At 66.2% G+C, this 24,644-nt stretch carries 21 protein-coding genes and 2 pseudogenes; 10 read left to right on the top strand and 13 right to left on the bottom strand.

Annotated features, from left to right (window positions below):
* Positions 1-147: 147 nt before the first annotated feature.
* Together VET27_RS19085 and VET27_RS19080 are read left to right on the top strand one after the other, a co-directional pair.
* A complete protein-coding gene (locus VET27_RS19085; RefSeq protein WP_526520934.1) occupies positions 148-753 on the top strand; it encodes a TetR/AcrR family transcriptional regulator in 606 nt (201 codons plus the stop codon).
* 51 nt (positions 754-804) lie between these two features.
* Positions 805-2,367: pseudogene (locus tag VET27_RS19080) on the top strand (phytoene desaturase family protein).
* On the opposite strand, the gene VET27_RS19075 reads toward VET27_RS19080, so the two are convergent.
* Genes VET27_RS19075 through zwf form a run of 4 tightly spaced genes read right to left on the bottom strand, consistent with a single transcriptional unit; the run spans position 2,364 to position 5,333 of the window.
* Complete coding sequence (locus VET27_RS19075; protein ID WP_526520932.1) at positions 2,364-2,501, bottom strand: hypothetical protein; 138 nt, start codon at positions 2,499-2,501, stop codon at positions 2,364-2,366. The pseudogene VET27_RS19080 and the gene VET27_RS19075 sit on opposite strands and share 4 nt — an antisense overlap.
* Complete coding sequence (locus VET27_RS19070; protein WP_526520930.1) at positions 2,498-3,442, bottom strand: cation diffusion facilitator family transporter; 945 nt, start codon at positions 3,440-3,442, stop codon at positions 2,498-2,500. Before VET27_RS19070 ends, VET27_RS19075 begins: the two co-directional genes overlap by 4 nt.
* 6 nt (positions 3,443-3,448) lie before the next feature.
* A complete protein-coding gene (locus VET27_RS19065; protein WP_526520928.1) occupies positions 3,449-3,802 on the bottom strand; it encodes a UBP-type zinc finger domain-containing protein in 354 nt (117 codons plus the stop codon).
* 34 nt (positions 3,803-3,836) lie between these two features.
* Entirely contained in the window at positions 3,837-5,333 is a 1,497-nt protein-coding gene (gene zwf / locus VET27_RS19060; RefSeq protein ID WP_526520926.1) for a glucose-6-phosphate dehydrogenase, read from the bottom strand.
* 93 nt (positions 5,334-5,426) lie between these two features.
* Here zwf and VET27_RS19055 point away from each other — a divergent pair, with 93 nt between their 5' ends.
* The 4 genes from VET27_RS19055 (at position 5,427) to VET27_RS19040 (ending at position 11,516) form a co-directional block, all read left to right on the top strand.
* Complete coding sequence (locus VET27_RS19055; protein ID WP_526520924.1) at positions 5,427-5,873, top strand: SRPBCC family protein; 447 nt, start codon at positions 5,427-5,429, stop codon at positions 5,871-5,873.
* 127 nt (positions 5,874-6,000) lie between these two features.
* Positions 6,001-8,574, top strand: a complete 2,574-nt coding sequence (locus tag VET27_RS19050) for a LuxR C-terminal-related transcriptional regulator (RefSeq protein WP_526520948.1) — start codon at positions 6,001-6,003, stop codon at positions 8,572-8,574.
* Positions 8,575-9,940: 1,366 nt separating this feature from the next.
* Entirely contained in the window at positions 9,941-11,020 is a 1,080-nt protein-coding gene (locus VET27_RS19045; RefSeq protein WP_526520922.1) for a CaiB/BaiF CoA transferase family protein, read from the top strand.
* Between the two features lie 58 nt (positions 11,021-11,078).
* Positions 11,079-11,516: an SRPBCC family protein gene (locus tag VET27_RS19040; RefSeq protein WP_526520920.1), complete on the top strand. Its 438-nt coding sequence runs from the start codon at positions 11,079-11,081 to the stop codon at positions 11,514-11,516.
* 285 nt (positions 11,517-11,801) lie between these two features.
* Here the strand turns inward: VET27_RS19040 and VET27_RS19035 are convergent, their stop codons facing one another.
* Genes VET27_RS19035 through VET27_RS19020 form a run of 4 tightly spaced genes read right to left on the bottom strand, consistent with a single transcriptional unit; the run spans position 11,802 to position 14,942 of the window.
* Complete coding sequence (locus tag VET27_RS19035) at positions 11,802-13,007, bottom strand: IS4 family transposase (RefSeq protein ID WP_526520918.1); 1,206 nt, start codon at positions 13,005-13,007, stop codon at positions 11,802-11,804.
* Positions 13,008-13,052: 45 nt separating this feature from the next.
* On the bottom strand, positions 13,053-14,252 hold the full coding sequence (locus VET27_RS19030; protein WP_526520916.1) for a pyridoxal phosphate-dependent aminotransferase: 1,200 nt from the start codon (positions 14,250-14,252) through the stop codon (positions 13,053-13,055).
* Between the two features lie 31 nt (positions 14,253-14,283).
* On the bottom strand, positions 14,284-14,586 hold the full coding sequence (locus tag VET27_RS19025; protein ID WP_526520914.1) for a DUF202 domain-containing protein: 303 nt from the start codon (positions 14,584-14,586) through the stop codon (positions 14,284-14,286).
* Positions 14,587-14,588: 2 nt separating this feature from the next.
* Complete coding sequence (locus tag VET27_RS19020) at positions 14,589-14,942, bottom strand: DUF202 domain-containing protein (protein WP_526520912.1); 354 nt, start codon at positions 14,940-14,942, stop codon at positions 14,589-14,591.
* A gap of 382 nt (positions 14,943-15,324) precedes the next feature.
* Between VET27_RS19020 and VET27_RS19015 the strand changes: the two are divergent.
* From VET27_RS19015 to VET27_RS19005, 3 genes and pseudogenes are all read left to right on the top strand, one after another.
* A pseudogene (locus VET27_RS19015) lies at positions 15,325-16,365 on the top strand (alkene reductase); the annotation flags it as partial.
* Positions 16,366-16,563: 198 nt separating this feature from the next.
* Positions 16,564-17,775 carry an acetyl-CoA C-acetyltransferase gene (locus tag VET27_RS19010; protein WP_526520910.1) on the top strand — a complete coding sequence of 404 codons (1,212 nt, stop codon included), beginning with the start codon at positions 16,564-16,566 and terminating at the stop codon, positions 17,773-17,775.
* A gap of 4 nt (positions 17,776-17,779) precedes the next feature.
* Positions 17,780-19,927, top strand: coding sequence for a 3-hydroxyacyl-CoA dehydrogenase NAD-binding domain-containing protein (locus tag VET27_RS19005; RefSeq protein WP_526520908.1), 2,148 nt, complete (start codon positions 17,780-17,782; stop codon positions 19,925-19,927).
* 86 nt (positions 19,928-20,013) lie between these two features.
* On the opposite strand, the gene VET27_RS19000 is transcribed toward VET27_RS19005, so the two are convergent.
* The 4 genes from VET27_RS19000 to VET27_RS18985 all read right to left on the bottom strand — a co-directional run bounded on the left by VET27_RS19000 (position 20,014) and on the right by VET27_RS18985 (position 22,685).
* On the bottom strand, positions 20,014-20,439 hold the full coding sequence (locus tag VET27_RS19000) for a pyridoxamine 5'-phosphate oxidase family protein (RefSeq protein WP_526520906.1): 426 nt from the start codon (positions 20,437-20,439) through the stop codon (positions 20,014-20,016).
* A gap of 39 nt (positions 20,440-20,478) precedes the next feature.
* Positions 20,479-20,820, bottom strand: a complete 342-nt coding sequence (locus VET27_RS18995; protein ID WP_526520904.1) for a histidine kinase — start codon at positions 20,818-20,820, stop codon at positions 20,479-20,481.
* Positions 20,821-21,142: 322 nt separating this feature from the next.
* Complete coding sequence (locus VET27_RS18990) at positions 21,143-21,871, bottom strand: GAF and ANTAR domain-containing protein (RefSeq protein WP_526520902.1); 729 nt, start codon at positions 21,869-21,871, stop codon at positions 21,143-21,145.
* Between the two features lie 67 nt (positions 21,872-21,938).
* Positions 21,939-22,685 (bottom strand): GAF and ANTAR domain-containing protein, encoded by a 747-nt coding sequence (locus tag VET27_RS18985; protein ID WP_526520900.1) that lies wholly within the window; start codon positions 22,683-22,685, stop codon positions 21,939-21,941.
* Positions 22,686-22,809: 124 nt separating this feature from the next.
* Here VET27_RS18985 and VET27_RS18980 point away from each other — a divergent pair, with 124 nt between their 5' ends.
* On the top strand, positions 22,810-23,799 hold the full coding sequence (locus VET27_RS18980) for an LLM class F420-dependent oxidoreductase (RefSeq protein WP_526520898.1): 990 nt from the start codon (positions 22,810-22,812) through the stop codon (positions 23,797-23,799).
* On the opposite strand, the gene VET27_RS18975 is transcribed toward VET27_RS18980, so the two are convergent.
* Entirely contained in the window at positions 23,792-24,622 is an 831-nt protein-coding gene (locus VET27_RS18975; protein ID WP_526520896.1) for an NAD(P)H-binding protein, read from the bottom strand. The genes VET27_RS18980 and VET27_RS18975 overlap by 8 nt on opposite strands.
* Between the last annotated feature and the right edge of the window lie 22 nt (positions 24,623-24,644).

The raw sequence follows: 24,644 nt of genomic DNA, 5'->3' as shown, positions 1-24,644 counted from the left end.
CAAACGTCACCCGAAGTGCTCGACAAGGTTCCGGTGCGTCTGGTTCTCGTCACCTGTCTGCTCGGACCCGACAACACGGCGACCGACCAGAACTTCGTCGTGCAAGCGCAACTCGTCGCCGCGGCGCAGGCGGGGTAGCTTGTCGGCATGGTCCGGCCTGCGCAGACGGCGCGTAGCGAACGCACTCGCGACGCGCTGCGCCAAGCCGCCCTGGTGAGGTTTCTCGCTCAGGGGGTCGAGGACACCTCCGCCGAACAGATCGCCTCGGACGCCGGAGTCTCGCTGCGGACCTTCTACCGACACTTCACGTCGAAACACGACCTCTTGTTCGCGGATTACGACGCGGGTCTCGAGTGGTTTTGCACGGCACTCGCCGTCAGATCGCCCAACGAATCGCTCATCGACTCGGTGCACTCGGCGATCCTCGCGGCGCCGTACGACGCCGAGGCAGTGCCGAAGATCGCCGAACTGCGGTCCAAGGAACTCGACGCAGGACGGATCGTGCGCCACATCCGCCAGGTCGAGGCTGACTTCGCGGAGGCGGTCGAGGAGTACCTGACCCGCGACGTTCCGCCCGCTTCCGGCGCCGAGGGTCGGTTGCGCGTGACGGTGACGGCCCGCTGCATCGCGGCAGCGGTCTTCGGCGCGATGGAGGTCTGGATGTTGAGCGACGAGCGGTCGCTCCCCGAATTGGCGGGGCTGTGCCGCACGGCGCTGGAGACGGTGGCGGCAGGCATCACCGACCAGGGGTGACCAAGTTTCGTCATTATTGACAAAACTTCGACGTCGTGCCAGCCTCGGACGATGGCGGACTTCGACGCGGTTGTGATCGGTGCGGGCCACAACGGGCTTGCCGCGGCAGCCCTTCTGCAGAAGGCGGGCGTCCGCACGCTGTGTCTCGACTCCAAGCTGTACGCCGGCGGAATGGCTTCCACCGTAGAGTTTTTCGACGGGTACAGGTTCGAGATTGCGGGGTCGCTACAGTTCCCGACGTCCGCGAACGTCAGCGACGAGCTCGGCCTCGACGACCTGCCGACCGTCGACCTCGACGTCATGTCGGTGTCGCTGCGGGGCATCGGTGACGAGCCCGTCGTCTACTACACGGATCCGATGAAGCTGCTCACCCACCTCAACGACGTGCATGGCGCCGAGGCCGTCAACGGCATGGCGGGCCTGATGGCCTGGAGTCAAGGCCCGACGCGGGCGCTGGGCCGGTTCGACGCGGGCACGCCGCCCAAGACCCTCGACGAGATGTATGCCTGCGCGCAGAACGCATTCGAACGGTCTGCGATCACCGACATGCTGTTCGGGTCCGTCACCGACGTCCTCGACCGGTATCTCCCCGACGCCGAGAAGCACGGAGCGCTTCGGGGGATGTTGTCCTTCCTCGCCATCAACACGACCTACCGCGGGCCGGCTACGCCGGGCAGTGCGGCCGCGCTGGCGTTTGGCCTGGCGATGCCCGACGAGAACGCCAAGCTGATGAATTAGCTGCGCGGCGGGATTGGTTCTCTGACGGCACATCTCGTCGAAATGCTAGCGGCCAACGGCGGTGAGCTCCGGCTGCGCACCAAGGTCGAGGAGATCATGGTGGCCGACGGTCGGGTGACCGGTGTCCGACTGGAGGACGGCTCGACGATCGACGCGGCCATCGTGGTCTCGGGGTTGGCGCCCGACCTCACCGTCACCAAGATGATCGACCCCGTCGTGGTGCCATCCGAGGTCCGCGAACGGTTCTCCCGCGTCGATCACCGCGGAAGCTACCTTCAGATGCACTTCGCGCTCGGCGGGATGCCGACCTTCGCCGAACCCTACGAGATGCTCAACGGCCCCGAGATGCAGTCGGCCATCGGTCTTTTCAGCACGCCCGAGGAGCTGCAACGGCAGTGGGAGGACAGCCGCCGTGGGATCATGCCCGCCGATCCCGCGATCGCGATGCAGTTTCCGTCGGTCCACGACCGGGAGTTGGCGCCCGAAGGCAAGCACGCGATGTCGGCGTTCTCGATGTGGTTTCCCCTCGACTACGAAGATGCGTCATACGGCGACCTCAAGGTCCAGATGGGCCGCCGGGTCATCCAGAAGATCACTCGCGTCGCACCCGACTTCGAGTCGAAGATCATCCGGCACACCACGTTCACGCCACGCCACATGGGCACCATGTTCGGCGCCGCCGGCGGTGACTACTGCCACGGCCTGATTCATCCCGAACAGATGGGACCGAACCGGCCGGGACCCCGAGGATTAACCGATCAGCCCATCCCGATCGACGGGCTGTACCTCGGCAGCGCAGGATGTCACGGTGGTCCGGACATTACGTTCATCCACGGCTACAACGCGGCCGTGCAGGCGCTCGCCGACGCGCGTTAGTGGTCGTCGGGCGTCGCGCCGCCCTCGTCGGACCAGTCCGACCTGTCACCGGCGCCCTTTGCCGGGTCGCTCTGGACGTCTTCGCCGCCCGCGGGGCCGGCGTCCGACTCGGTGGTCTTGGGTTCTGTGCTCACGAAGGGCCATTACCCGGTTCGTCGGGCTCGGAAACGGTGAGTACGGCCTCTACGATGTAGGGCACCTCGTCTTCGAACCTGTGCTCGAGATCGCGGAGTGTCCGCGCGATCGACGACTCAACGGCGTCACCCACCAGATCGACGCTTGCGATCACGAAAATCTGCTTGGGACCGATGAATTCGGGACGAAGGAAGCGCACGGTAGCCACTTCGGGGAAGCTGGCGAGCGATTCGATGAGCGCGTCGTGGATTCGCGGCGGCCCCGGCTCGCCGGTGAGGAACACCCGGTTCCGGTTGATCAACAGGACGGCTACCAAGGCGAGCAGGACCCCGACGAGAATGGAGCCCGCGGCGTCCCACGCCACTTCACCGGTGAGCTGATGCAGCAGGATGCCGAGGAACGCGATGGCGATGCCGATCAGCGCTGCGGCGTCCTCCGCGAAGACGGCACGCACCGTCGGGTCCGACGTCTCGAAGGCGTATTCGAGAACGTCACTGTCGAATCTGCTTGCGTCACGACGGAGTTGACGAAATGCCTGGGTGAACGACGTACCCTCCAGGACGAAGGCGATCGCGAGGACGACGTAGGCCAGTCGGTAGTCCTCTGCACCGTCCGCGCCATGGAGTAGTTCGGTGACTCCTCGCCAGATCGAGACGGCCGCACCGACGACGAACAGACCGACCGCGGCAAGCAGCGACCAGACGTAGGCCTCGCGCCCGTAGCCGAGGGGTCGCCGCTCATCGCCTCCGCGGCCACTGCGTCGGTTGGCGATCAGCAGGAACACCTCGTTGCCGGTGTCAGCCCAGGAATGCGCCGCTTCTGCGGTCATGGACGCCGAGCCGGACACTATCGCGGCGAAGGTCTTCGCAAGCGCGACCACCAGGTTGGCAGCGAACGCGACGACCACGGTGACGGTGCTGTCGCCGCCGGCTTTCACCACTTCGGGTCAGTCGCCCCGACGCTGCAGCTGAGCCATCCAGTCCTTCGGCACGCGCTCGCGCGGACCCGGCGCACTCTGGTCGACCGGATGGCATTCCGGTGGAGCGAGTTCCGGGCCGTCGTAGTACTGGTTGGTGTCGTAGTTCCAGAACCAGTCCTCGCCCGGCTCGAACGAGCGGATGATCGGGTGCCCCATCTCGCGCCAATGCGCCGACGCGTGCCGGGCCAGCGAGTCGTCGCAGCAGCCGATGTGCCCGCACGCGGCGCAGCGGCGCAGATGGACCCACCACCCGTCGACTGCGGTGCATTCGACGCAACCGGTTCCGCTGGGAGGAATGGTGGGATTCACCGCATCGGTCATGAGCTGAGCCTACTGGCGTGAACGGTGTCGACTCCTACTTCCTGTCACGCCAAGCTCGCTCGAAGGGCAGTCGCCATGCGTTCGGCGCCACCAGTTGATGGATGGCGTTCGGTCCCCAGGTCCCTGGCTGGTAGGACTTCACCGGCGGCGGGTCCTCCAACAGTTGAGCCGAACGCTCCCAAAGCGATTCGATGCCCTCGGCCGTGGTGAACAACGTGTGGTCGCCCCGCATCGCGTCGAGGATCAGCCGTTCATAGGCCTCCAGCACGTGGCCCAGGGATTCGGTCTCCTGGGTGGAGAACTGCATGGACATCTTGTCCAGCTTCATGCCCGGGCCCGGTCTCTTGCCGTAGAACGACAGCGACACCTTGGACGCGTCGGCGAGGTCGAACGTCAGGTGATCGGGCCCCTGCGAGCCCACACCGGAGCCGGCCGGGAACATGGTGCGCGGCGCCTCCTTGAAGGCGATCGAGATGATCCGCATGCCCTCGGCCATCTTCTTTCCCGTGCGCAGGTAGATCGGTACTCCGGCCCAGCGCCAGTTGTCGATGCCGACCTTCAGCGCGATGAACGTCTCGGTATCGGAATCTCGCGCCACGCCCTGTTCGGCGCGGTAGCCGGCGTACTGGCCTCGGACCACGTGATCGATGTCGACGTCCATCATGGAGCGGAAGACCTTCTTCTTCTCCTCGCTGATGGCCCGCGGCTCCAGCGCCGTCGGCGGCTCCATCACCACGAAGGCCATCACCTGCAGGAGATGTGTGACGACCATGTCCTTGTAGGCGCCGGTGCTCTCGTAGAAGTTGGCCCGCTGGTCGAGGCCGAGCGTCTCGGGGATGTCGATCTGAATGTGGTCGATGAAGTTGCGGTTCCAGATCGGCTCGAACAGACCGTTGGCGAAGCGGAACGCCAGGATGTTCTGGGCCGCTTCCTTGCCGAGGAAGTGGTCGATGCGGAAGATCTGCCGCTCGCGGAACGTCTCGTGCACGAAGTCGTTGAGTTCGATGGCGCTGGCCAGGTCGGTGCCGAACGGCTTCTCCATCACCACCCGCGACCGGTCGACGAGGTTCGCGTCCTTGAGCATCGTGATGACGGCGCGCGCAGCCTTCGGCGGCACCGAAAGATAGTGCAGCCGATGGGCTTCCGGTCCGAGATCGCTCTCCGCGGCCGCCACCGCCGCGGCCAACGCCGCAGGGCCGGCGCCCTGCGGGACGTAGGAGATGCGGCTCGCGAAGTGCGCCCACTGCTCGTCGGTGAGCTTGTGCGTGCCGAACGCATCGACGGCCTGTCTCGTCAACGCCCGGAACTCGTCGTCGGTGAGGTCCTCCAACGACGTCCCGACGACCCGGATCTTGGGCGCCAACGATGACTGGACGAGGTACGCCATGCCCGGCAGCAATTTGCGCTTGGCGAGGTCGCCCGTCGCGCCGAACAGGATGATGACGTGTGGTGCGAGCGCTTCCTCGTCGTGGCGGCTCGGGCGAGCGCCCGCAGCGGGATAGGCGATGGTCTGCGTTTCGTTGGTGGCCACGGAGGAGATGTTTCCACCCGGAGGTAAATGGCGCAGGACACTGCGATGGGTGAAAGCGCTCGACGTCCGCCGCCCGATGGCTAAGGTCGCGACATGGCAACCAGTGATTCTCGCGAAGTGGTCATCGACGCAACCCCCGAGGAGATCCTCGACGTCATCGCCGACGTCAAGACCGCACCCGAGTGGTCGTCACAGCATCAAGGTGCCGAGATCCTCGAGACCGACGAGAACGGCAGGCCCAGCCGGGTCAAGCTGAAGCTCAAGACGATGGGAATCTCCGACGAGCAGGTCGTGCGATACAGCTGGACCGACACCAGTGCCAGCTGGAAGCTGATCAGTTCGGGCCAGCTGAAGACACAGGATGCCAGTTACACCCTGACCCCCGACGGCACCAAGACCAGGGTCAGGTTCGAGATCACCGTCGACCCCTCGGTGCCCATCCCCGGGTTCGTGCTGAAGCGGGCCATGAAGGGCGGGCTCGAGGCTGCCACCGATGGGCTGCGCAACCAAGTCCTCAAGGTCAAGAAGGGCTCCGCGTAGGTTCGGCGGCGCCCGCAAGCGCACCGGGCGCGAAGTCGCCGTATTGGCCGCATGGCGCCATCGGGGCTTCTAGGCTCTCCGGGTGCGGTTGTCGTCGTCGTGGCCGTTGATCGGCCGCGCAGAGGAGATGCGGAACATCGAGGCCGACCTGTCGGCGTCGGACGTTTCCGGCGTCCTCATCTGCGGCGCCGCGGGTGTGGGAAAGAGCCGGATCGCCCGCGAGGCCTTGGCCGTTGCCGCGTCACGGGGATGGGAAACCCGCTGGACGGTCGGCACCTCCTCGGCTCAGGCCATTCCGCTGGGGCCCTTCACTGCCTGGTCGCCTTCAGGTGTGGCCGACACCGGTCAGTTGCTGCGCGGGGTCATCGAATCGCTGACTGCCTCGTCCTGCGGTGCCAAGGTGGTCCTCTGTGTCGATGACGTAAATCTGCTCGATGACCTATCGACTTTCGTCGTGCATCAGATCGTGCAGCGCGATGCGGCGAAGGTGATAGTCACCGCAAGAGACGTCGAACCGCTTCCCGCAGCGATACGGGAGATATGGAAGGTCGGCCAATTCGACCGCATCGATCTACGACAACTTTCGCTCGACGAAACCACCACGCTGCTGTCCGCGTTCTTGCAGGGCCCAATGGATCCGGATGCCGCCGTGCGGTTGTGGCGGCTGTCGGGCGGCAATGCGCTGTACTTGCAGAACATCGTGGAGCAAGAGGTTGCCGACGCGCGAATCGTGGAACGACAAGGGTTCTGGCGGTGGATCGGTGATCCGGTCATGCCGCCGGGCCTGATCGAGATGATCGAATCCCGGATCGGGGCCCTCCCCCCACCGGTCAGCGACGTGATCGACGTACTGGCCGTCGGGGAGCCGATCGACCTTGCCGCTCTCACGCGGATCACCGGCGCTGCCGCCGTCGAGGAGGCCGATGTCCGCGGTCTCATCACACTCGAGCCCGCGGGCAATGGCATCGAGGTGCGAGTTGCCCACCCGCTGTACGGACACATACGTCTGAGGCGCACGGCCAAGACCCGGCTACGACGACTGCGCGGGCTGGTCGCAGGAGAACTCGCCGCATCCAGTGATCGCGACGAGATCCGCGTCGTCGTCCGCCGTGCAACGTTGAGTCTCGACTCGGACCTCACACCCGACGCCGATCTGCTCGTCGTGGCGGCATACGGAGCCGTCTGGCTTGCCGACCTGCCACTCGCGGATCGACTCGCGCAAGCGGCAATTCGCGCCGGAGCGGGACCGGAACCCAGCTTCGTCCGCGCGCACGCATTGTCGTGGCTCGGTCGCGGCGAGGAGGCCGAGGCGGTGCTCGCCGACGTCCCCACCGACCAGTTGACCGATCAGGACCAAGCCAGATTCGCGTATCTGCGATCCAGCAACATGCTGTGGGCGCTTGCCGACCCCCTGTGCGCCAAGGAACTCATCGACGAGGCAGCCCAGGTCGCACCCGCTGGTGCTCGCGCCTACATCGACGCCTTCCTCACGGTGTACTGGTTTGCGATGGACCAGCCGATTGCGGCATTGGAGGCTTCCGAACGCCTCCACATCGAGGACCTTCCAGTGGTGGGCGCAGAAATAGCGTGGGCTCTCACACAGATTCGCGCGGATGCGGGCCGCTTGACGGAAGCCTTGGCCATCGCGGATTCGGGGTACGCCGGCGCAACGCGCTCTCTGGACGCGCCGCACATGAGGTTCAACATCGCCGACGCAGAAGTCAGCGCACTGCTGCTATCCGGCCAGGTGGCAGAGGCGCTTGACGTGGCTGAACGGATGCGGCGACAGGCAGCCGATCTGCCGGGGGCGGCTCAACTGCTTGGTGACGCGGTGGCAGGTCGGGCGGCGCTCGCCGCCGGCGATCTGCGCAGTGCGTGCCCGCTCCTCGATCGGGCCGCAAAGGGGTTGTCCGCATCCCATGCCACCGGCTGGGGTTACCGCTACCAGATACCACGTCTGGCTGCACTCGCCATGCAGGGTTCATCCGACGAAGCGTCGACCGTGATCGCCACTCTCGAAGGGGTGCGACGGGTATTCCGCTTGCTGGATCACGAGCTCAGCCTCGCCCGAGCGTGGGTCGCCGCGGGCCAGGGCGCAGTGAGCGAGGCGATCGCCGATCTGCTTTCGGCGGCGGAAAGGGCTAGGGAGACAGGGCGGTTTGCGGCCGAGGTTCTCTGTCTGCAGACCGCCACCCAGTTCGGTGATCGCACCACCGCGCCCCGCTTGCGCGAACTCGAATCGATCGTCGAAGGTCCACGGGTCGCGTTGGCAGCGCGGTTCGCCGCTGCCCTTCAAGAGGGCGACGCGGCCGAGTTATTAGCTGTATCAGAGGGTTTCGAGCAGATGAAAGACTTGATTGCTGCCATCGATTCGGCTGCACACGCCGCCCTCGCGCATCGACGTAAAGACAGAAGGGGATCGGCGCTGAGATGCTCGACCCGTGCGGACGAATTGGCGGAGCAGTGCGGCGCATCTACGCCCGCCCTTCGCCAGGCCACCGAAAGCTTGCCTCTGACCGACCGGGAGGCAGAAATCGTGATGCTGATCGGTGAGAGATTTTCCAACCGCGTAATTGCGGAGCGCCTGACGCTTTCGGTACGAACCATCGAAAGCCATGTCTACCGGGCCATGATGAAGACCGGCACGACCACACGTGATGAACTCGCCGCGCTGCTACCGCATAGGACGCACACGAAGTGACCGTCGCACCACTGGCCTTGCCGCACCGCATCCGAGCGACGATCCCAGTGGGGAGCGTGACGCCGGAATCCGGTGGTGTCGTTCGCCAGAACAAGGGGATGAACGAATGATGGGTGACGAAGGGACATTGGGCGCGTTGGGGCATTGCACGAGGGGTTTCTCCAAGCACCCGTCTGTTTCACCGTCACCTCACCACTGGCGGCGGATTCCAATGGCGTGAGAAGGTCGTGCGGTCCAGCTCGCAGCCTTCGCACTTTTCCCGCCGCCACCTCTGGGTGCGCTGGACGAACTCATCGGCAATCAAGCCCAGACCTGCGTACGCGTCACCAAGGTGGCCGCCAGGCGGCGCCACGGACACTCCTGCCGCGGGCGTGACGACTCAGCTCGAATTCGACTGGGTGAACGACCCGGCGATGAACAATCAAAAGGTGGAGGCCGCCGCCGTGGCGACGCCCACCGCGGCCGCTGGGATTCTGGATCCGGTGTTAGCGATCGTGAGCCCAATATTGGGGTTGCTGAGCAGTCCTGGTGCTCTTCTCTTGTTCGGACCCTTGATCGTGCTCGTCGTGCTCGCATGTCCCACGTGCGCGCTCTTCAGTTTCGTCGCGGGTCTGATTCAGAGTGTCTTCATCGACCTCGCGCCGCTGTCGGCCGTCGCTGGGACAGTCACCGCGACTGCCGACGCGAACGTGGCCACCGCCTCCGCCCTCGCGAGTGACCTTCCGTTGAGCAGTTCCACGCCTCTGCCCGCAGCAAAGGCGGCACCAGCTGAACCGGCACCGGTTGGCGAACCAAGGAAGGCAGTTGTCTCTGCGCCGGAAACGTTGGTGGACATGGGAACCCGCCCCGAGCAGGAGGCGTTGACAGATGTCCGGCTGCACTCGAGCAGCTGCCGAAGGACACCGCGACGTCGACGACCGAGGAGGCTGAGAGCACCAACGCGGTGGAATCCTCGACTCAAGGGACGGCGGGCCAAGCTCCTGCACCTTCGGCGAGTGCGTCCTACCCGGTGAAGTCAACCGAGCCGCAAGCAAAGCCCCGACCCTCCTCGGTTGCCTCATCTCACGCTGCGCTCCCGACGGGCAACGACTCCTCAGGCGGAGGCCGACGGTGCCTAGATGCTTCGACGCCAGGGCAGGTCGGCCAAGAGTTCGCTTGACTATTTCGCGCCCTCGATCATCGCTACGGCCCGCCGGCACTACCGACTCCTCCGCCGATCCACCGGCCCCTACTGGATGTGCAATTCGCTGAGCCTATTGCTTCCTGCCGCCGCCGATGACGAGATCTCACAATATTGACATCCGCGACATTAAGGGCTGCTCAGAGGCGTTTCGGGAGGTCAGCCGCCGCCAGTAGGCTTCGTCGGATGACGAACACGGGGCCCCTGTCCGGGGTGAGGGTGATCGAGTTGGGCGGCATCGGTCCAGGCCCGCACGCGGCGATGATGCTGGCCGACCTGGGTGCGGACGTGGTCCGCGTCCGTCGGCCCGGCGGGCTACAGATGCCCGCCGAGGACGTCGACCTTCTGCACCGCGGCAAGCGCGTCGTCGACCTCGACGCGAAGAAGGAACCCGGGACGCTGCTGGAGTTGGCCGCCAAGGCCGACGTTCTGCTCGACTGCTTCCGCCCCGGAACGTGTGAGCGGCTGGGCATCGGCCCCGACGACTGTGCCGCGATCAACCCACGGCTGATCTTCGCGCGCATCACCGGATGGGGTCAGGACGGTCCGCTGGCGACGACGGCGGGCCACGACATCAACTACCTGTCGCAAACCGGTGCGCTGAGCGCCATCGGCTACCGCGACCGGCCGCCCGTGGCGCCGCTTAACCTGGTCGCCGATTTCGGCGGCGGGTCCATGTTCGCGTTGGTCGGCATCATCGCCGCGCTCTACGAACGGGAGCGGTCCGGCGAGGGGCAGGTGATCGACGCCGCGATGGTCGACGGCGTCAGCGTGCTCGCCCAGATGATGTGGACGATGAAGGCGACGGGGTCGCTGAAGGATCAACGGGAGTCGTTCCTCCTCGACGGCGGGGCGCCCTTCTACCGGGTCTACGAATGCTCAGACGGCAAGCACGTGGCGGTTGGCTCAATCGAGCCGCAGTTCTTCGCGCAACTGCTCGCCGGGCTCGGCCTCGGGCCCGACGAGGTGCCCAACCAGTTCGACCTCGGCCGTTACGACGAGATGCGGGCGATCTTCACCGAGCGTTTCGCCAGGAGGACCCGTGACGAGTGGTCCGCGGTGTTCGCAGGCAGCGACGCGTGCGTGACACCGGTCCTGACGTGGACGGAGGCGTCCGACAACGAGCATCTCGCGGTCCGGTCCACCATCGTCACGAAGGACGGCGTCGACCAGGCTGCGCCCGCCCCGCGGTTCTCCCGGACCCCGTCCGGCCCGGTGGGAAGCCCGCCGAAGGGCACCACGGCGATGGGCGACGTCGGATGGTGATGGGGAGTTAGCCAACCGAACCACTGCGCTGGGCGGGGCCATTGATTACCATTTGCTCATGGCCGTGCGTGCCACACGGGAAATCGTGTTCGACGCCTCGCCCGAGGCGATCCTCGATGCCCTCGCCGACATCGAGGAGGTTTCGTCGTGGTCGACTCTGCACCGGCATACCGAAGTGCTCGACCGGCACCCCGACGGTCGCCCGCACCACGTCAAGGCCACGCTGAAGATCATGGGCGTCACCGACGAGGAGATCCTCGAATATCACTGGGGCCCCGACTGGGTGGTCTGGGACGCCACGGACACGTTCCCGCAGCGGGGGCAGCACGGCGAGTACAACCTCACCAGAATCGGGGATCAGACGATGGTGAGGTTCGACATCATCGTCGACATTGCGGCACCCATCCCGGAGTTCCTGGTCAAGCGCGCCAAGAAGATGGTGCTCGACGTGGCGATCGAACGGCTCCGCTGCCGGGTGACCCGCAACCACGGCTGACGGGCACCGCGAGTGGCCACTTGTCGCACGCTCGTGGCCTCGACCCGCGCGATAGGTGGCCACTCGCGCCTAGTCCCAATACCGTTCAGTTAGGGTGGGTGGATGGTGTAGTCAGCGCGGTGTTCGGGTTGGGACCAGTGCGCGTGGTGTGAGCGTTTGACATGCCACTTCGACATTTTGCGTTTGATGACCCGCGGTGCCGATCGTTGGCGTCGGACCGGATTGAGTCGGTCGAGGAGTCGTCGCAGGAATTCCCGCCAGTGCCGGTCGGCGGTGTCGGGGTGCTCAGGGGGGAAAAGCGCCCTGCTGGGCGATCGATTGGCGCGTGATGCGCAGTGCGGCAACGAAACTCACGCGGTCGGGATCGTGACCGCGGTGGGCGGCGGCGTCGGTCATCAACGATCGGATGGCGTAGTGGCAGCACAGGTGGCCCCAGATCTCTTGGAGCACCAGGTCCGGGGACTTGGATCGCAGCACGACGCGTGGTCCGCGTTGGTGGGTCTTGAGTTCGTCGAAGGCGGTTTCGATCTCCCAGCGTTGGGCGTAGGCCGCGGCCAAGTTGGTGGCGGGCGCCTCGATCGGGTCGAGCAGGGTGGTGAGCAGCCGGTAGGTCGTGGGGTTGGGGCGGCCGTCGTCGACGGTGTAGTCGATGACGCGGGCCAGCATCGGCTCGCCGTGGGGTTTCTGACTGGAGCGCAGGTGGGCAAGCCAGGAGCCGTCGGGAAGGTCCTCGACGTGAGCCGGCGCGGGCCCGTTGGCGTCGGTGCGCACCCGCCACAACAGATCGGCTCCGGTGCCCGAGGCCTTGCGCCACAACGTATGGGAGAAGAATCCGCGATCGGCCAGCAGCAACGTGTCGGCGCCCAGGTGCGCAAGCAATCGCTCGGCCAGCGTGGTCTCCCCATTGCGATAGGCGCCGACGTCGGCGGCGAAGATCGCGTGCGTGGCGCATTCGGCCAGCGCCACCAGTCGCGCCTGGGGGAACGCGGCCTTCTCGCCCTTGTTGACCCCGGGCCGGCCGAAGAACTCCTCGTTGGCCGCGGTGTCGGCCACGTCCAGGCAGGTCCCATCGATGGCCACCAGTCGCCGACCGGCAAGCCATGCCCCCGGGGTATCCGGCCCCGCCAGCGGCCGGGCCACCCGCGCGAACAAACCGGCCAGCGGTGCCGACCCCAACCGTTCCCTGGCCTGAAAGATCGCCGACTTACTCGGCAACGGGTAGGACTCTCGCCACCCCGAAGCCCAGGCCAGGCCATCGGTCAACTGAGTCAGCACGTCCTCGTAGGAGCCCTCCGAGTACAGGCCCATCCCGATCGCGAAGTAGGCCATCACCCGCGCCGGAAGTGATCGGTGCCGCTGCTGAGTCCGGCCCGCCTCGGCGATCACCTCATCGACCAACGCCTCGGGAAACACCCGCGTCAGCACCCCCACCGACACCAAATCCGACAACCGACGATCCGACTCAGGCTTGCGCCAACCCGCACGAGGCATGCCTACAAACTACACCCATGTAGTCTTAACTGAACGGTATTGCGCCTAGTCCCGCAATACCTGCAGGCGCCTGATGGCTTCCTCCATGGTGTCGTCGCGCTTGCAGAAGGCGAAGCGCACCAAGTGATTCCAGTCGCCGATGTGTGCGGAGTCGGGGTCGCAGAACGCCGACATCGGGATCGCCGCGACTCCGGCCCGCTCGGGTAGCTCGGCGCAGAACGTGGTGCTGTCGATGTAGCCGAGCGGCCGCGGGTCGGCGCACAGGAAGTAGGTGCCGAAGCTGTCGAGCACGTCGAACCCGATGTCGGAGAGGGCGCCCGCGAGTCGATTTCGTCTGGTCTGGAACGATTCTCGTAGCGCCGCCGTCCAGGCGTCCTCCTTGTCGAGAGCTTCGGCGACGGCGGGCTGGAACGGCGCCCCGCCGACGTACGTGAGGAACTGCTTGGCCGCCCGCACCCCGGCGATCAGGTCGGCAGGTCCGCAGGCCCACCCGATCTTCCAGCCGGTCACGTTGAACATCTTTGCCGCGCTCGAGATCGTGATCGTTCGCTCGGCCATGCCCGGGTAGCCGGCGAGGGGGAGGTGTTGCCGCCCATCGAACACCAATTGCTCGTACACCTCGTCGGTGATCACCAACAGGTCGTGTTCCACCGCGAGCCGGGCGATCGCCGACAGTTCCGCGTCCGTCGCGACCATGCCCGTCGGGTTGTGGGGCGAGTTGACGATCAGTGCGCGGGTGCGGGGCGTGATCGCGTTTCGTAGCGCATCGACGTCGATGGCGAACCCGCGTCCATCGGTGACGAGTGGCACGGCCACCCGGTGACAGCCTGCCATCGCGATGACGGGGGAGTAGGAGTCGTAGAACGGCTCGATCAGCAGCACCTCGGAGCCGGGCTCCACCAGGCCGATGACGGACGCCGCGATCGCCTCGGTGGCGCCCACGGTGACCAAGACCTCGGTGTCGGGGTCGTAGGTGATGCCGAAGTGGCGCTGTCGCTGCGCCGCGATCGCTTGGCGCAACGGCGCGATGCCCGGCCCGGGTGGGTACTGGTTGACGCCCCCGGCGATCGCATTCTCCGCGGTCTTCAACATCGCCGCCGGGCCGTCCTCGTCGGGGAAGCCCTGCCCGAGGTTCACCGCGCCGATGCGTGCCGCCAGCGCCGACATCTCGGCGAAGATCGTCACGGCGTAGGGCTGGAGCCTGGAGACCGGGCCCGGCCGCCCGGCAGCATTGAACTTCGTCACGACGGTCCAGCTTATGCGCCAGGAGCGAGGGTCAACCGAACCACAACAGCATCCCCACGATGATGATCGCCAGCGTCACCGTGCCGAGGCCGACCAGCAGCACCGCCTTCTGCGGGTCGACCATCATCCGGCGACCACGCGACCGGGCGATGCCGAACACCGCGATTGCGATCAGCAGTGAGGCCGCCGCGACGATGAGCCGGCCTTCGGCGAGCGGCCCGTTGTGGCGGAACAACACGATGGCCCCGACGGCCATGAAGCCGACAGCCGTGCGTTCCCAAGACAACTGGGTTCGCTCGGCCTGCAGGCCCGGAACGCCCTGCGGTCCCGACATCGTCACCTACCTGCTGAGGGTGCGACGAAGAGCACCACCAGCAGGACGACCGTCACCGCCAGGAGTGCGGCGCCGAGAACGGCGGGCAATCGGCTGGGCGGAAGGGCGGCGTTGCGTCGCATCGCCGTTTGGACTCGTTGCCAGCGTCGCACCGCGAGTCCTGCGATCAGGCCACCGGCGGTGACGAGAAGGACGCTGAGCCCGTGCCGCACTCCGGTGATTCCGAAACTCGGCACCAGTTGGACGAGTGCGACGCCGCCCGCGATGAGGGCGAGAGCGGTGCGGATCCAGGCGAGGAACGTGCGCTCGTTGGCGAGGGTGAAGCGGTAGTCGGGTTCCACTTCGGCGGGTTCCATCAAGCCCCTTCGTCCGAGACGCGTACGGGGTGCACCAGCACTGATGCGTGCAGGTATCCCAGTTCACTCCACGGCGTGGACACAGACTGCACGTCGCTCCGATCATCGGTGGCGCGCACCCGCAGCACGTGTTCGCCCGCTTCAGCGTTGCACGAGAACCGCCAACGGGCCCATACGTCAGGCGATGACGCGGACGAACCGTCCCTGCATTTCTGCCTCACTTCTGTCGGCTCTACTGGAGCATGCTGCCATGGGACCGGGGCCGCATCAGTCAACCGACTGAGCCGCGCCGGATCACTCGGGCCAGGCAACCCGTCCGGGGCCGGCTGCGCTACGGACGCAGCCGACAATGAATACCGTGGCCGCAGTGCTTAGAGCGGACATGCCCTACACGCTCGTTGCCGACGCTGCTCTGCTTCACCCCGCTCGGATCGGCGACATGGCGCCCTTGACGCGCTCCAGAGCGCAAGCGGACGGCATACCGTCTGACCTCGCCGCGCAGTACTACTCACAGCGTGCGGCGGCCGGTCTGATCGTCACCGAGGCCACCGCCGTGTCGAAGGCCGCCAACGGTGCCTACGTCAACACCCCGGGCAACTACACGGACCGGCACAAGGAGAAGTGGGCGGAGGTCGGGCGAGCGGTCCACGCGGCGGGCGGGCGCATTCACGCAGTTGTGGCACGTCGGGCGGATGGCTCACCCGGAGATCAGCGGCGTCGAATCCGTTGCGCCGTCGGCCATCGCAGCGGACATGGCGGCCCACACCCCGTCGGGCAAGAAGCCGCTCCCGGTGCCACGCGCCTTGGCCACCGACGAGATCTCCCCGATCGTCGAACAGTTCCGCGCAGCGGCTCGCCGCGCCATCGACGCGGGCCTCGACGGTGTCGAGATCCACGGGGCCAACGGCTATCTGCTGCATCAGTTTCAGTCCGACGTGACCAACCAACGGACGGATGCCTATGGCGGCTCGCCGGAGAACCGGGCACGGTTGACCGCCGAGACCGTCGAGGCCGTCGCTGCCGAGATCGGACCAGGCCGCGTGGGTCTGCGCATCTCGCCCGGGAACACCGCCGGTGACATACGGGGGCCGATCAGGTCAGCGTGTACGAGGCGCTGCTGACCCGGATCGCCCCGCTGGACATCGTTTACCTGCACGTGCTGATCAATCCGGACGCTCCCGCCTTCGGTGCCGTTCGCGGGCTGTGGTTCGGGCCGCTGATGCTGAACACCGGCAGGGATACCGAGACCAGCTTCTGCCACCTGGAACAACTCGCCGAGTGGGGCGTGATCAGCGCGGCTGCAGTCGGCAGATCCTTCCTGGCCAAACCCGATCTCATCGATCGACTCCGCCTCGGTGCGGAACTGAACGAACCGGATGTCGCCACGTTCTATGCGCCCGGACCGGTTGGCTACGTGGACTACCGACACTCGAGGAACACGTTCGTCTCGAATCGGCCTGACGAGGCACGGGCCCAGGGGCACGGTGCTGGGCGGCCGCCCAACCAACGGGTTGGGCGAGGCTGATAGGCTCGCCAGCGCGAGGACTATCGTCCACGTTGGCACGCTCCTGCGTGGCCGAGTTTCTACCCCCAACCTCACACAGGACCTGGAGAGTCAGACATGTCCGAAGAAGCCCTCATCTATGAGGCGATCCGCACTCCGCGCGGCAAGCAGCGCAACGGATCGCTCAACGAGGTCAAGCCCGTCAACCTGGTGGTCGGCCTGATCGACGAGTTGCGTACCCGCAACCCCGACCTGGACGAGAACCTGATCAGCGACGTCATCCTCGGCGTCGTCTCGCCGGTCGGTGACCAGGGCGGCGACATCGCCCGCACCGCCGCGCTGGTGGCCAAGCTGCCCGAGACCACCGCTGGATTTCAGCTCAACCGCTTCTGCGCCTCCGGCCTCGAGGCCGTCAACACCGCCGCCCAGAAGATCCGCTCCGGCTGGGATGACCTGGTCATCGCCGGCGGTGTCGAGTCGATGAGCCGCGTCCCGATGGGCTCCGACGGCGGCGCATGGGCGCTGGATCCGGAGACCAACTACCGCATCGGCTTCGTCCCGCAGGGCATCGGCGCCGACCTTATCGCCACCATCGAGGGATTCTCCCGCGAGGACGTCGACGCCTACGCCGCCCGCTCGCAGGAGAAGGCCGCCGCCGCATGGTCGGGCGGTTACTTCGCCAAGTCCGTCGTCCCAGTCAAGGACCAGAACGGTCTGGTCATCCTCGACCACGACGAGCACATGCGCCCCGGCTCGACGGTCGAGAGCCTCGGCAAGCTGAAGACCGCGTTCGACGGCATCGGCGCGATGGGCGGCTTCGACGACGTGGCGCTGCAGAAGTATCACTCGATCGAGAAGATCAACCACGTCCACACCGGCGGCAACAGTTCCGGGATCGTCGACGGCGCCGCGCTGGTGCTCGTCGGCTCGGAGGCCGCGGGCAAGTCTCAGGGTCTGACCCCGCGCGCCCGCATCGTGGCCACCGCCACAAGTGGCGCCGACCCCGTCATCATGCTGACCGGCCCCACGCCTGCCACGCGCAAGGTGCTGGACCGGGCCGGCCTTACGGTCGACGACATCGACCTGTTCGAGCTGAACGAGGCGTTCGCCTCGGTGGTGTTGAAGTTCCAGAAGGACCTGAACATCCCCGACGAGAAGCTCAACGTCAACGGTGGCGCCATCGCGATGGGCCACCCGCTGGGCGCCACCGGCGCCATGATCACCGGAACCATGGTCGACGAGCTCGAGCGCCGCGGCGCCAAGCGTGCGCTCGTCACGCTGTGCATCGGCGGCGGCATGGGCGTCGCGACCATCATCGAGAGGGTTTAAGACCATGGCAGAGAACACCATTCAGTGGGACAAGGATGCCGACGGCATCGTCACCCTGACCTTGGACGACCCGACCGGTTCGGCCAATGTGATGAACGAGCACTACCAGCAGTCCATGGAGAAGGCGGTCGAACGCCTTGTCGCAGAGGTGGATTCAGTCACAGGCGTCGTCATCACCAGCGCGAAGAAGACCTTCTTCGCCGGTGGTGACCTCAAGGGCATGATCAACCTCGGACCCGAGAACGCCGGCGAGGCCTTCGACATGGTCGAGGCCGTCAAGCGTGACCTGCGCAAGCTCGAGACCCTCGGCAAGCCGGTCGTCGCCGCCATCAACGGAGCCGCACTCGGCGGTGGGCTGGAGATCGCGCTTGCGTGTCACCACCGGATCATCGTGGACGTACCAGGCGCAGTGGTCGGCTTCCCCGAGGTCACTCTTGGCCTGTTGCCCGGCGGCGGTGGCGTCACCCGCACCGTCCGGATGTTCGGCATCCAGAAGGCCTTCATGGAGATCCTGAGCCAGGGCACCCGCTTCAAGCCGGCCAAGGCCAAGGAGACCGGCCTGGTCGACGAGCTTGTCGGCGCCGTCGACGAGCTGGTGCCCGCCGCCAAGGCGTGGATCAAGGCCAACCCCGACAGCCACACTCAGCCGTGGGATGCCAAGGGCTACAAGATGCCTGGCGGCACCCCGAGCAGCCCCGGCCTGGCGGGCATCCTGCCGTCGTTCCCGGCGCTGCTGCGCAAGCAGCTCAAGGGTGCGCCGATGCCCGCGCCGCGCGCCATCCTGGACGCGGCCGTCGAAGGCGCGCAGGTGGACTTCGACACCGCCAGCCGCATCGAGAGCCGCTACTTCACCCAGCTCGTCACCGGCCAGGTCGCCAAGAACATGATCCAGGCGTTCTTCCTGGATCTGCAGTTCATCAACTCCGGCGGCTCACGGCCCGAGGGCATCGGCAAGGTCCCGATCACCAAGATCGGCGTGCTCGGCGCAGGCATGATGGGCGCGGGCATCGCTTACGTCTCGGCCAAGGCCGGTTTCGACGTCGTGCTCAAGGACGTCGAGCTCGAGGCGGCGCAACGGGGCAAGGGTTACTCCGAGAAGCTGGAGGCCAAGGCGCTCGAGCGTGGCAAGACGACCGAAGAGAAGTCGAAGGCGCTGCTGGATCGCATCACTCCGACGGCCGACGCCGCGGACTTCAAGGGTGTCGACTTCGTCGTCGAGGCCGTGTTCGAGTCGGTCGAGCTCAAGCACAAGGTATTTCAGGAGATCGAGGACGTCGTCGAGCCCAACGCGCTGCTCGGATCGAACACCTCGACGCTGCCCATCACCGGTCTCGCGGCCGGCGTGAAGCGGCAAGAGGACTTCATCGGAATCCACTTCTTCTCGCCGGTCGACAAGATGCCGCTGGTGGAGATCATCAAGGGCGAGAAGACTTCTGACGAGGCGCTGGCCCGGGTATTCGACTACACGTTGGCGATCGGCAAGACGCCGATCGTGGTCAACGACAGTCGCGGCTTCTTCACCAGCCGCGTGATCGGCACGTTCGTCAACGAGGCGTTGGCGATGTTGGGCGAGGGCGTCGTGCCCGCCAGCATCGAGCAGGCGGGCAGCCAGGCCGGCTACCCGGCGCCGCCGTTGCAGCTGTCCGACGAGCTCAACCTCGAGCTGATGCACAAGATCGCCGTCGCATCGCGCAAGGGCATCGAGGACGCCGGCGGCACCTACGAACCGCATCCCGCCGAGGCGGTCGTCGAGAAGATGATCGAGATCGGTCGCCCGTCGCGTCTCAAGGGCGCCGGCTTCTACGAGTACGCCGACGGCAAGCGCGTCGGACTGTGGTCGGGTCTGAAGGAGACCTTCAACTCCGGCTCCACCGATATTCCGTTGCAGGACATGATCGACCGCATGCTGTTCGCCGAGGCGCTCGAGACCCAGAAGTGCATCGACGAGGGGGTGCTGATGACCACCGCCGACGCCAACATCGGCTCGATCATGGGCATCGGCTTCCCGCCGTGGACCGGTGGCTCGGCGCAGTACATCGTCGGCTACCAGGGGCCGGCGGGGACGGGCAAGGAGGCCTTCGTGGCCCGGGCCAAGGAGCTGGCCGCCAAGTACGGCGAACGCTTCGAACCGCCCGCTTCGCTCACGTCGTAGTCGTTCAGACTGCACTCAGGGCTGTGATTCCACGAGTTTCACAGCCCTGAGTGCATTCTCGACGGCAAGGAGTCCAAGGCGATTGCTCAGAAGGAGCCCATGTCGGCGGACAGCCAGTGCTCCGGCTTCATGGAGATGACCACGTGCTCGCCGAGTTCATTGCGGGCGAACTCCAAGTACTTGTCGGCCGCGTCACCACTGAGGTAACGGCGGGTCATCTCCTCGAGATGCGCGTCGGTGCCGGGCTCGATGCTGCTGACTGCCCCGTCGACCGCGACGTAGCGGGTCGTCGGGTACACCCGTTCCACCATGAGCGAGAAGAAGCCGTTCGCCTCGATGAGGCGCGCCTTGCGCGAGGCGGGCGCGGAGAGGATCCACGGTTCGCCGCCCGGGACGTACTGATACCAGATCGGCACCGTGAGCGGTCCGCGCGCATCGCCTGCGTACGCCGACAATGCCGCGATGTGGGGCTCGGCCAGAAACTGTTCGCGTTCGTCGCGTGTAAGCGCCATGACCGCAGGCTAGCCGCGGCTGACGACGGGTAAACCTGGCTACCCGTCGTGGGTCCAGAGTGCTTCTGTCATGTCGTCGAAGGTCGCTAGCGCCACCTCGTCGTCGCCAAGCATCAGCGCCTCATCGACCCTGGCCCGCACGGTCGACCCGTCGAGATGAATCAGATCGATGACGAGGTCGGCGTGCGCCTGTATGACGGCCATGGGGGAGTCACCTCCCGGGGCGCCTTCGAAGATCTGCGGGCAACGGAGCACCCGCACCATGTCCGGGGTGTAGCCGATCATGTAGGCGAACGCCCAGTTCGAGAACACGACCGATCCGTCCCTCGCCATGGCGAGCATCGGAACGTCGATCCACTCGAGGACCGTCAGTCCGTTCAATGCCTTCAGCAGCGTCAGCGCGGACTGACCGGGTCGATCCCCTCTCCGCTGGTCGACGCGCGCTGATGATGCGGCAACGGAAATGGCGAGCTAGGCATGTCGATGTGGGACTTTCCCGAATTCGGTTGTGTTGCAAAAGTTTGCAACACAAGGATGCTGCGAGGAGTCTCGTCCGAGAGTGTTGCCCCCTCTCGGTCGCCATCGGACTGGCGAGTCGATCGACCAAGCGTCGATTTGACTTCAGCCAACGGGGGCTGGGGAAGCGTCGGCGTCAAGTATGGATGGGTCTGGGTGACCCATTGGGCATTCGGATCGGTAGCCGCTAGTCGGACTGCGTGCCGATGATGTCCGTCGTGTCGGCACCGTCGACCACGTCGCGGGCAAGCTCGGCGAGGCGACGGTTGGTCCTGCGGGCGTGCCCACGGAGCAGGTTGAAGGCACGGTCCATGTCGATGGCGCCTCGTTCGGCGAGCACGCCCTTGGCCTGCTCAATGATCAAGCGCGTGTTCAACGCTGTCTGCAGCTGCTGGTTGACCAGCTCCGACCGGGTCAGAAGCCGTTGGTGCAGAATCCCGATCGTCGTCACGTCGGCCAGGGCCCGCCCGACCGCTACGTCGGCGGCGGTCATCGGACCCGTTCCCTCTGAGAAGAGGTTCAGCGCGCCCACGCGCTCGGTGCGCAACCGAAGGGGCAGTGCCACCACCGATCGGAAGTCGTACTCCGCGGCGCGTTTGGCAAACGCCGGCCACCGCGCTGCGTCGGCGGCGAGGTCCTCGACGAGGACCGGCTGCCCGGTGCGGTAGGCCTCGAGGCACGGGCCGACGTCGGCCTCCACCTGCAGGAGTTCCAACAATCTGCTCTGCTCGCTGCTGGACGCGAATACGTGCAGTTCACCGCTGGGGTCACCGAGCAGAAAGCCTGCCGCGGCGATCGGCAAGAGCGCCATGGTGCTGTCTATTAGCTGCTGCGCCAGTTCGATGACGTCGTAGTCCGCGACCAGCGTGTCCGCCAATCCCACGAACGCGTTCGCTAGACGCTCGTAGCGATCCATCGCATTTCCTTCCTTCCGGCCAAGTTCTTCCACGGCATGCCACTGGGATCGATGTTCTTCTGCACTCTCACAATCGATCTGCCACCTCTTCCGGGTCCGCGTCGGAATCGGGGCCGAACCGCAGTCGGCGGTGAACGACCGCGTGCGCGACTTCACTGAGCATTCGCCCGCGCGCGTACGCGAACGCCTGCATCCGCACGTAGGCGTCGGGGGCGGTGACGCCGAGTTGAGCCAAGATCATGCCGGTCGCCTGATGCACTTCCCTGGTACTCAGCGGTTGGTCCCACCACGGCCCCAACGATTCGGTGATCCGTCCGGTCCGTCCCGCGGTCAAGAGGATCGCGGTCACCAGATCGGCCACGGCCATGGCGTCGGCGAAGTCCTTCGCTTCCAACGTTCCCGGGGTGTCGCGGTAGAGGTCCAGTACGCCCACCCGGATCGCGCCGACCTGCAACGGCAGCGCATACAGCGCGGCGACTCCACAGTTGACGGCCTCGGCGGCGAAGGTCGGCCACGGCCCGCCCGGGTCGGCGAGATCGGCCACCATCATTGGTCCGCCGGCAGCGACCGCGTCCACCCCCGGGCCTTCGCCGAGGGTGATCTGCGCCCATTCGACCTGTTCGGCGACGCGGTCGCTGGCACAGAGCACCTCGAGGCCCGCGCCGTCGACGTGCACCGCTACCGCGGCTCGCTGCACGGGGAGGGCTTCCACGCACGCTTGACACAGGTGTGCGGGTGCGTCCTGTTCGGACTCGAGCCTGCTGACCGCGGCGAGGAACCGGGCCCGTGCGCCTTGCGGATCGGTGGCGTCCATGCCGAACACCACCACCTCACCTGGTCGGGTGAGGTGTCTCGCCCGACCGCGCACACGCGCCCCGCTGTCGACACTACGGCGAAGTCGGACTCGAAGACAGCACGAGGTCGCCTAAAGTCGGATCATGCGCTTCGGACTCTTCATCCCGCAGGGTTGGCGACTCGATCTGGTGGACATTCCCGTCGCACGTCACTGGGAGGTGATGCGCGACCTCGCCACGTATGCCGATGGCGGGGAGTGGGATTCACTCTGGGTGTACGACCACTTCCACACGGTGCCGGTGCCGACCGATGAGGCGACGCACGAAGCGTGGTCGTTGATGTCGGCGTATGCGGCGACGACGACGCGGATCAAACTCGGCCAGATGTGCACGGCGATGAGCTACCGCAACCCGGTGTATCTCGCGAAGGTCGCTGCCACCGCGGACATCATCTCCGGTGGCCGAGTGCAGATGGGTATCGGCGGCGGTTGGTATGAACACGAATGGCGCGCTTACGGCTACGGGTTTCCCTCGGCCGGAGTGCGGTTGGCCCGCCTCGACGAGGGCGTGCAGATCATGCGCGATGCCTGGCGTGACGGCAGGGTGAGCTTCGACGGCAGGCACTACCAAGTGGACGGGGCGATCGTTGCGCCGAAGCCGTTGCAGGAGAACGGTATTCCACTCTGGATCGCAGGCGGCGGCGAGAAGGTGACGCTGAAGATCGCCGCAAAGTACGCGCAGTACACCAACTTCACCGCCGAACCCGAGGGTTTCGTGCACAAGTCGAAGGTGTTGGAGGAGCACTGCGTCGACGTCGGTACCGATTACGGAGCCATCGTGCGATCGGCGAACTTCAACGCGGTCGTCGGGTCATCGGACGCGGAAGTATCGGAGCGCGTCGAGCGGATCCGGGCGCGGCAGATCGGGAAGGCCAACCCAGAGGCGGTGGAGGCCATGCTGGCGAACGCCACGTCGCCGGATTCGGCCACGGGCACGCCCGAGCAGATCATCGAGCGGTTGAGCCGGATGCGCGACCTTGGTTGTGAGTACGCCATCATGTACTTCCCCGAGGCCGCCTATGACCGTTCGGGCGTCGAGTTGTTCGAGCGCGAGGTCATTCCGGCGCTCAGCTGATCGCCCAGACGCCGCTCGTCGCCGCATTGCGCGCGAACACCGCGAAGTCCTTGGGCTCGCGGCCGAGTGCCCGCTGCACGCCGTCACCCAGTGACGCGTTGCGGCCGTCGAGCACCGTGGTGAACAAGTAGCGCAGCAAGCCGATCACCTCGGGAGGCACCCGATGGTCGGACAGGGCGGCCGCGTAGGCGTCGATCGGCACTGAGGTGAACTGCACGACTCTGCCAGTGGCCGAGGCGATTTCGGCGACCGCATCGGCGAAGGTGAGCAGCCGCGGTCCGGTCAGTTCGTAGGTCTGGCCGACGTGGCGATCGTCGGTCAGGGCGGCGACGGCAACGTCGGCGATGTCGTCGGCGTCGACGAAGGGTTCCAGGATGTCGCCGACGGGCAGGGCGACCAGGCCTGCGTTCACGTCGTCGGCGAAGTTGCCTTCGCTGAAGTTCTGCGCGAACCAGGTGGCGCGGATGACGGTCCACTGCAGATCCGCGCCGCGCACGACGGCTTCGGCGCGTTCGGCTTCCTCTTCGCCGCGACCGGACAACAGGACCAACCGCTTGAGTCCGGCGGCGCGGGCGAGTCGGACGAGTTCGGTGATCGCCTCGACCGACCCCGGCGCAGCCAGATCGGGGCTGTAGGTAACGTACGCCGCCGTGACTCCAAGCACGGCAGGCGCCCAGGTGGCCGGCTGCTCCCAATCGAAGGGCGTTGCAGAGGAACGAGATCCGTGTCGGACATCGCTGCCGAGTTCAGTGAGGCGGGTGGCGACGCGCTTGCCGGTCTTGCCGGTGCTACCGATGACGAGAGTCGTGTGAGTGTTGTTCATGCGCCTATTCAACGGCAAACGA

The sequence above is a fragment of the Mycobacterium sp. genome, from assembly GCF_035633495.1.
Lineage (GTDB): Bacteria > Actinomycetota > Actinomycetes > Mycobacteriales > Mycobacteriaceae > Mycobacterium.
The sequence above is the reverse complement of the archived record's forward strand: the minus strand, read 5'-3'. Positions and strand labels throughout refer to the sequence as shown.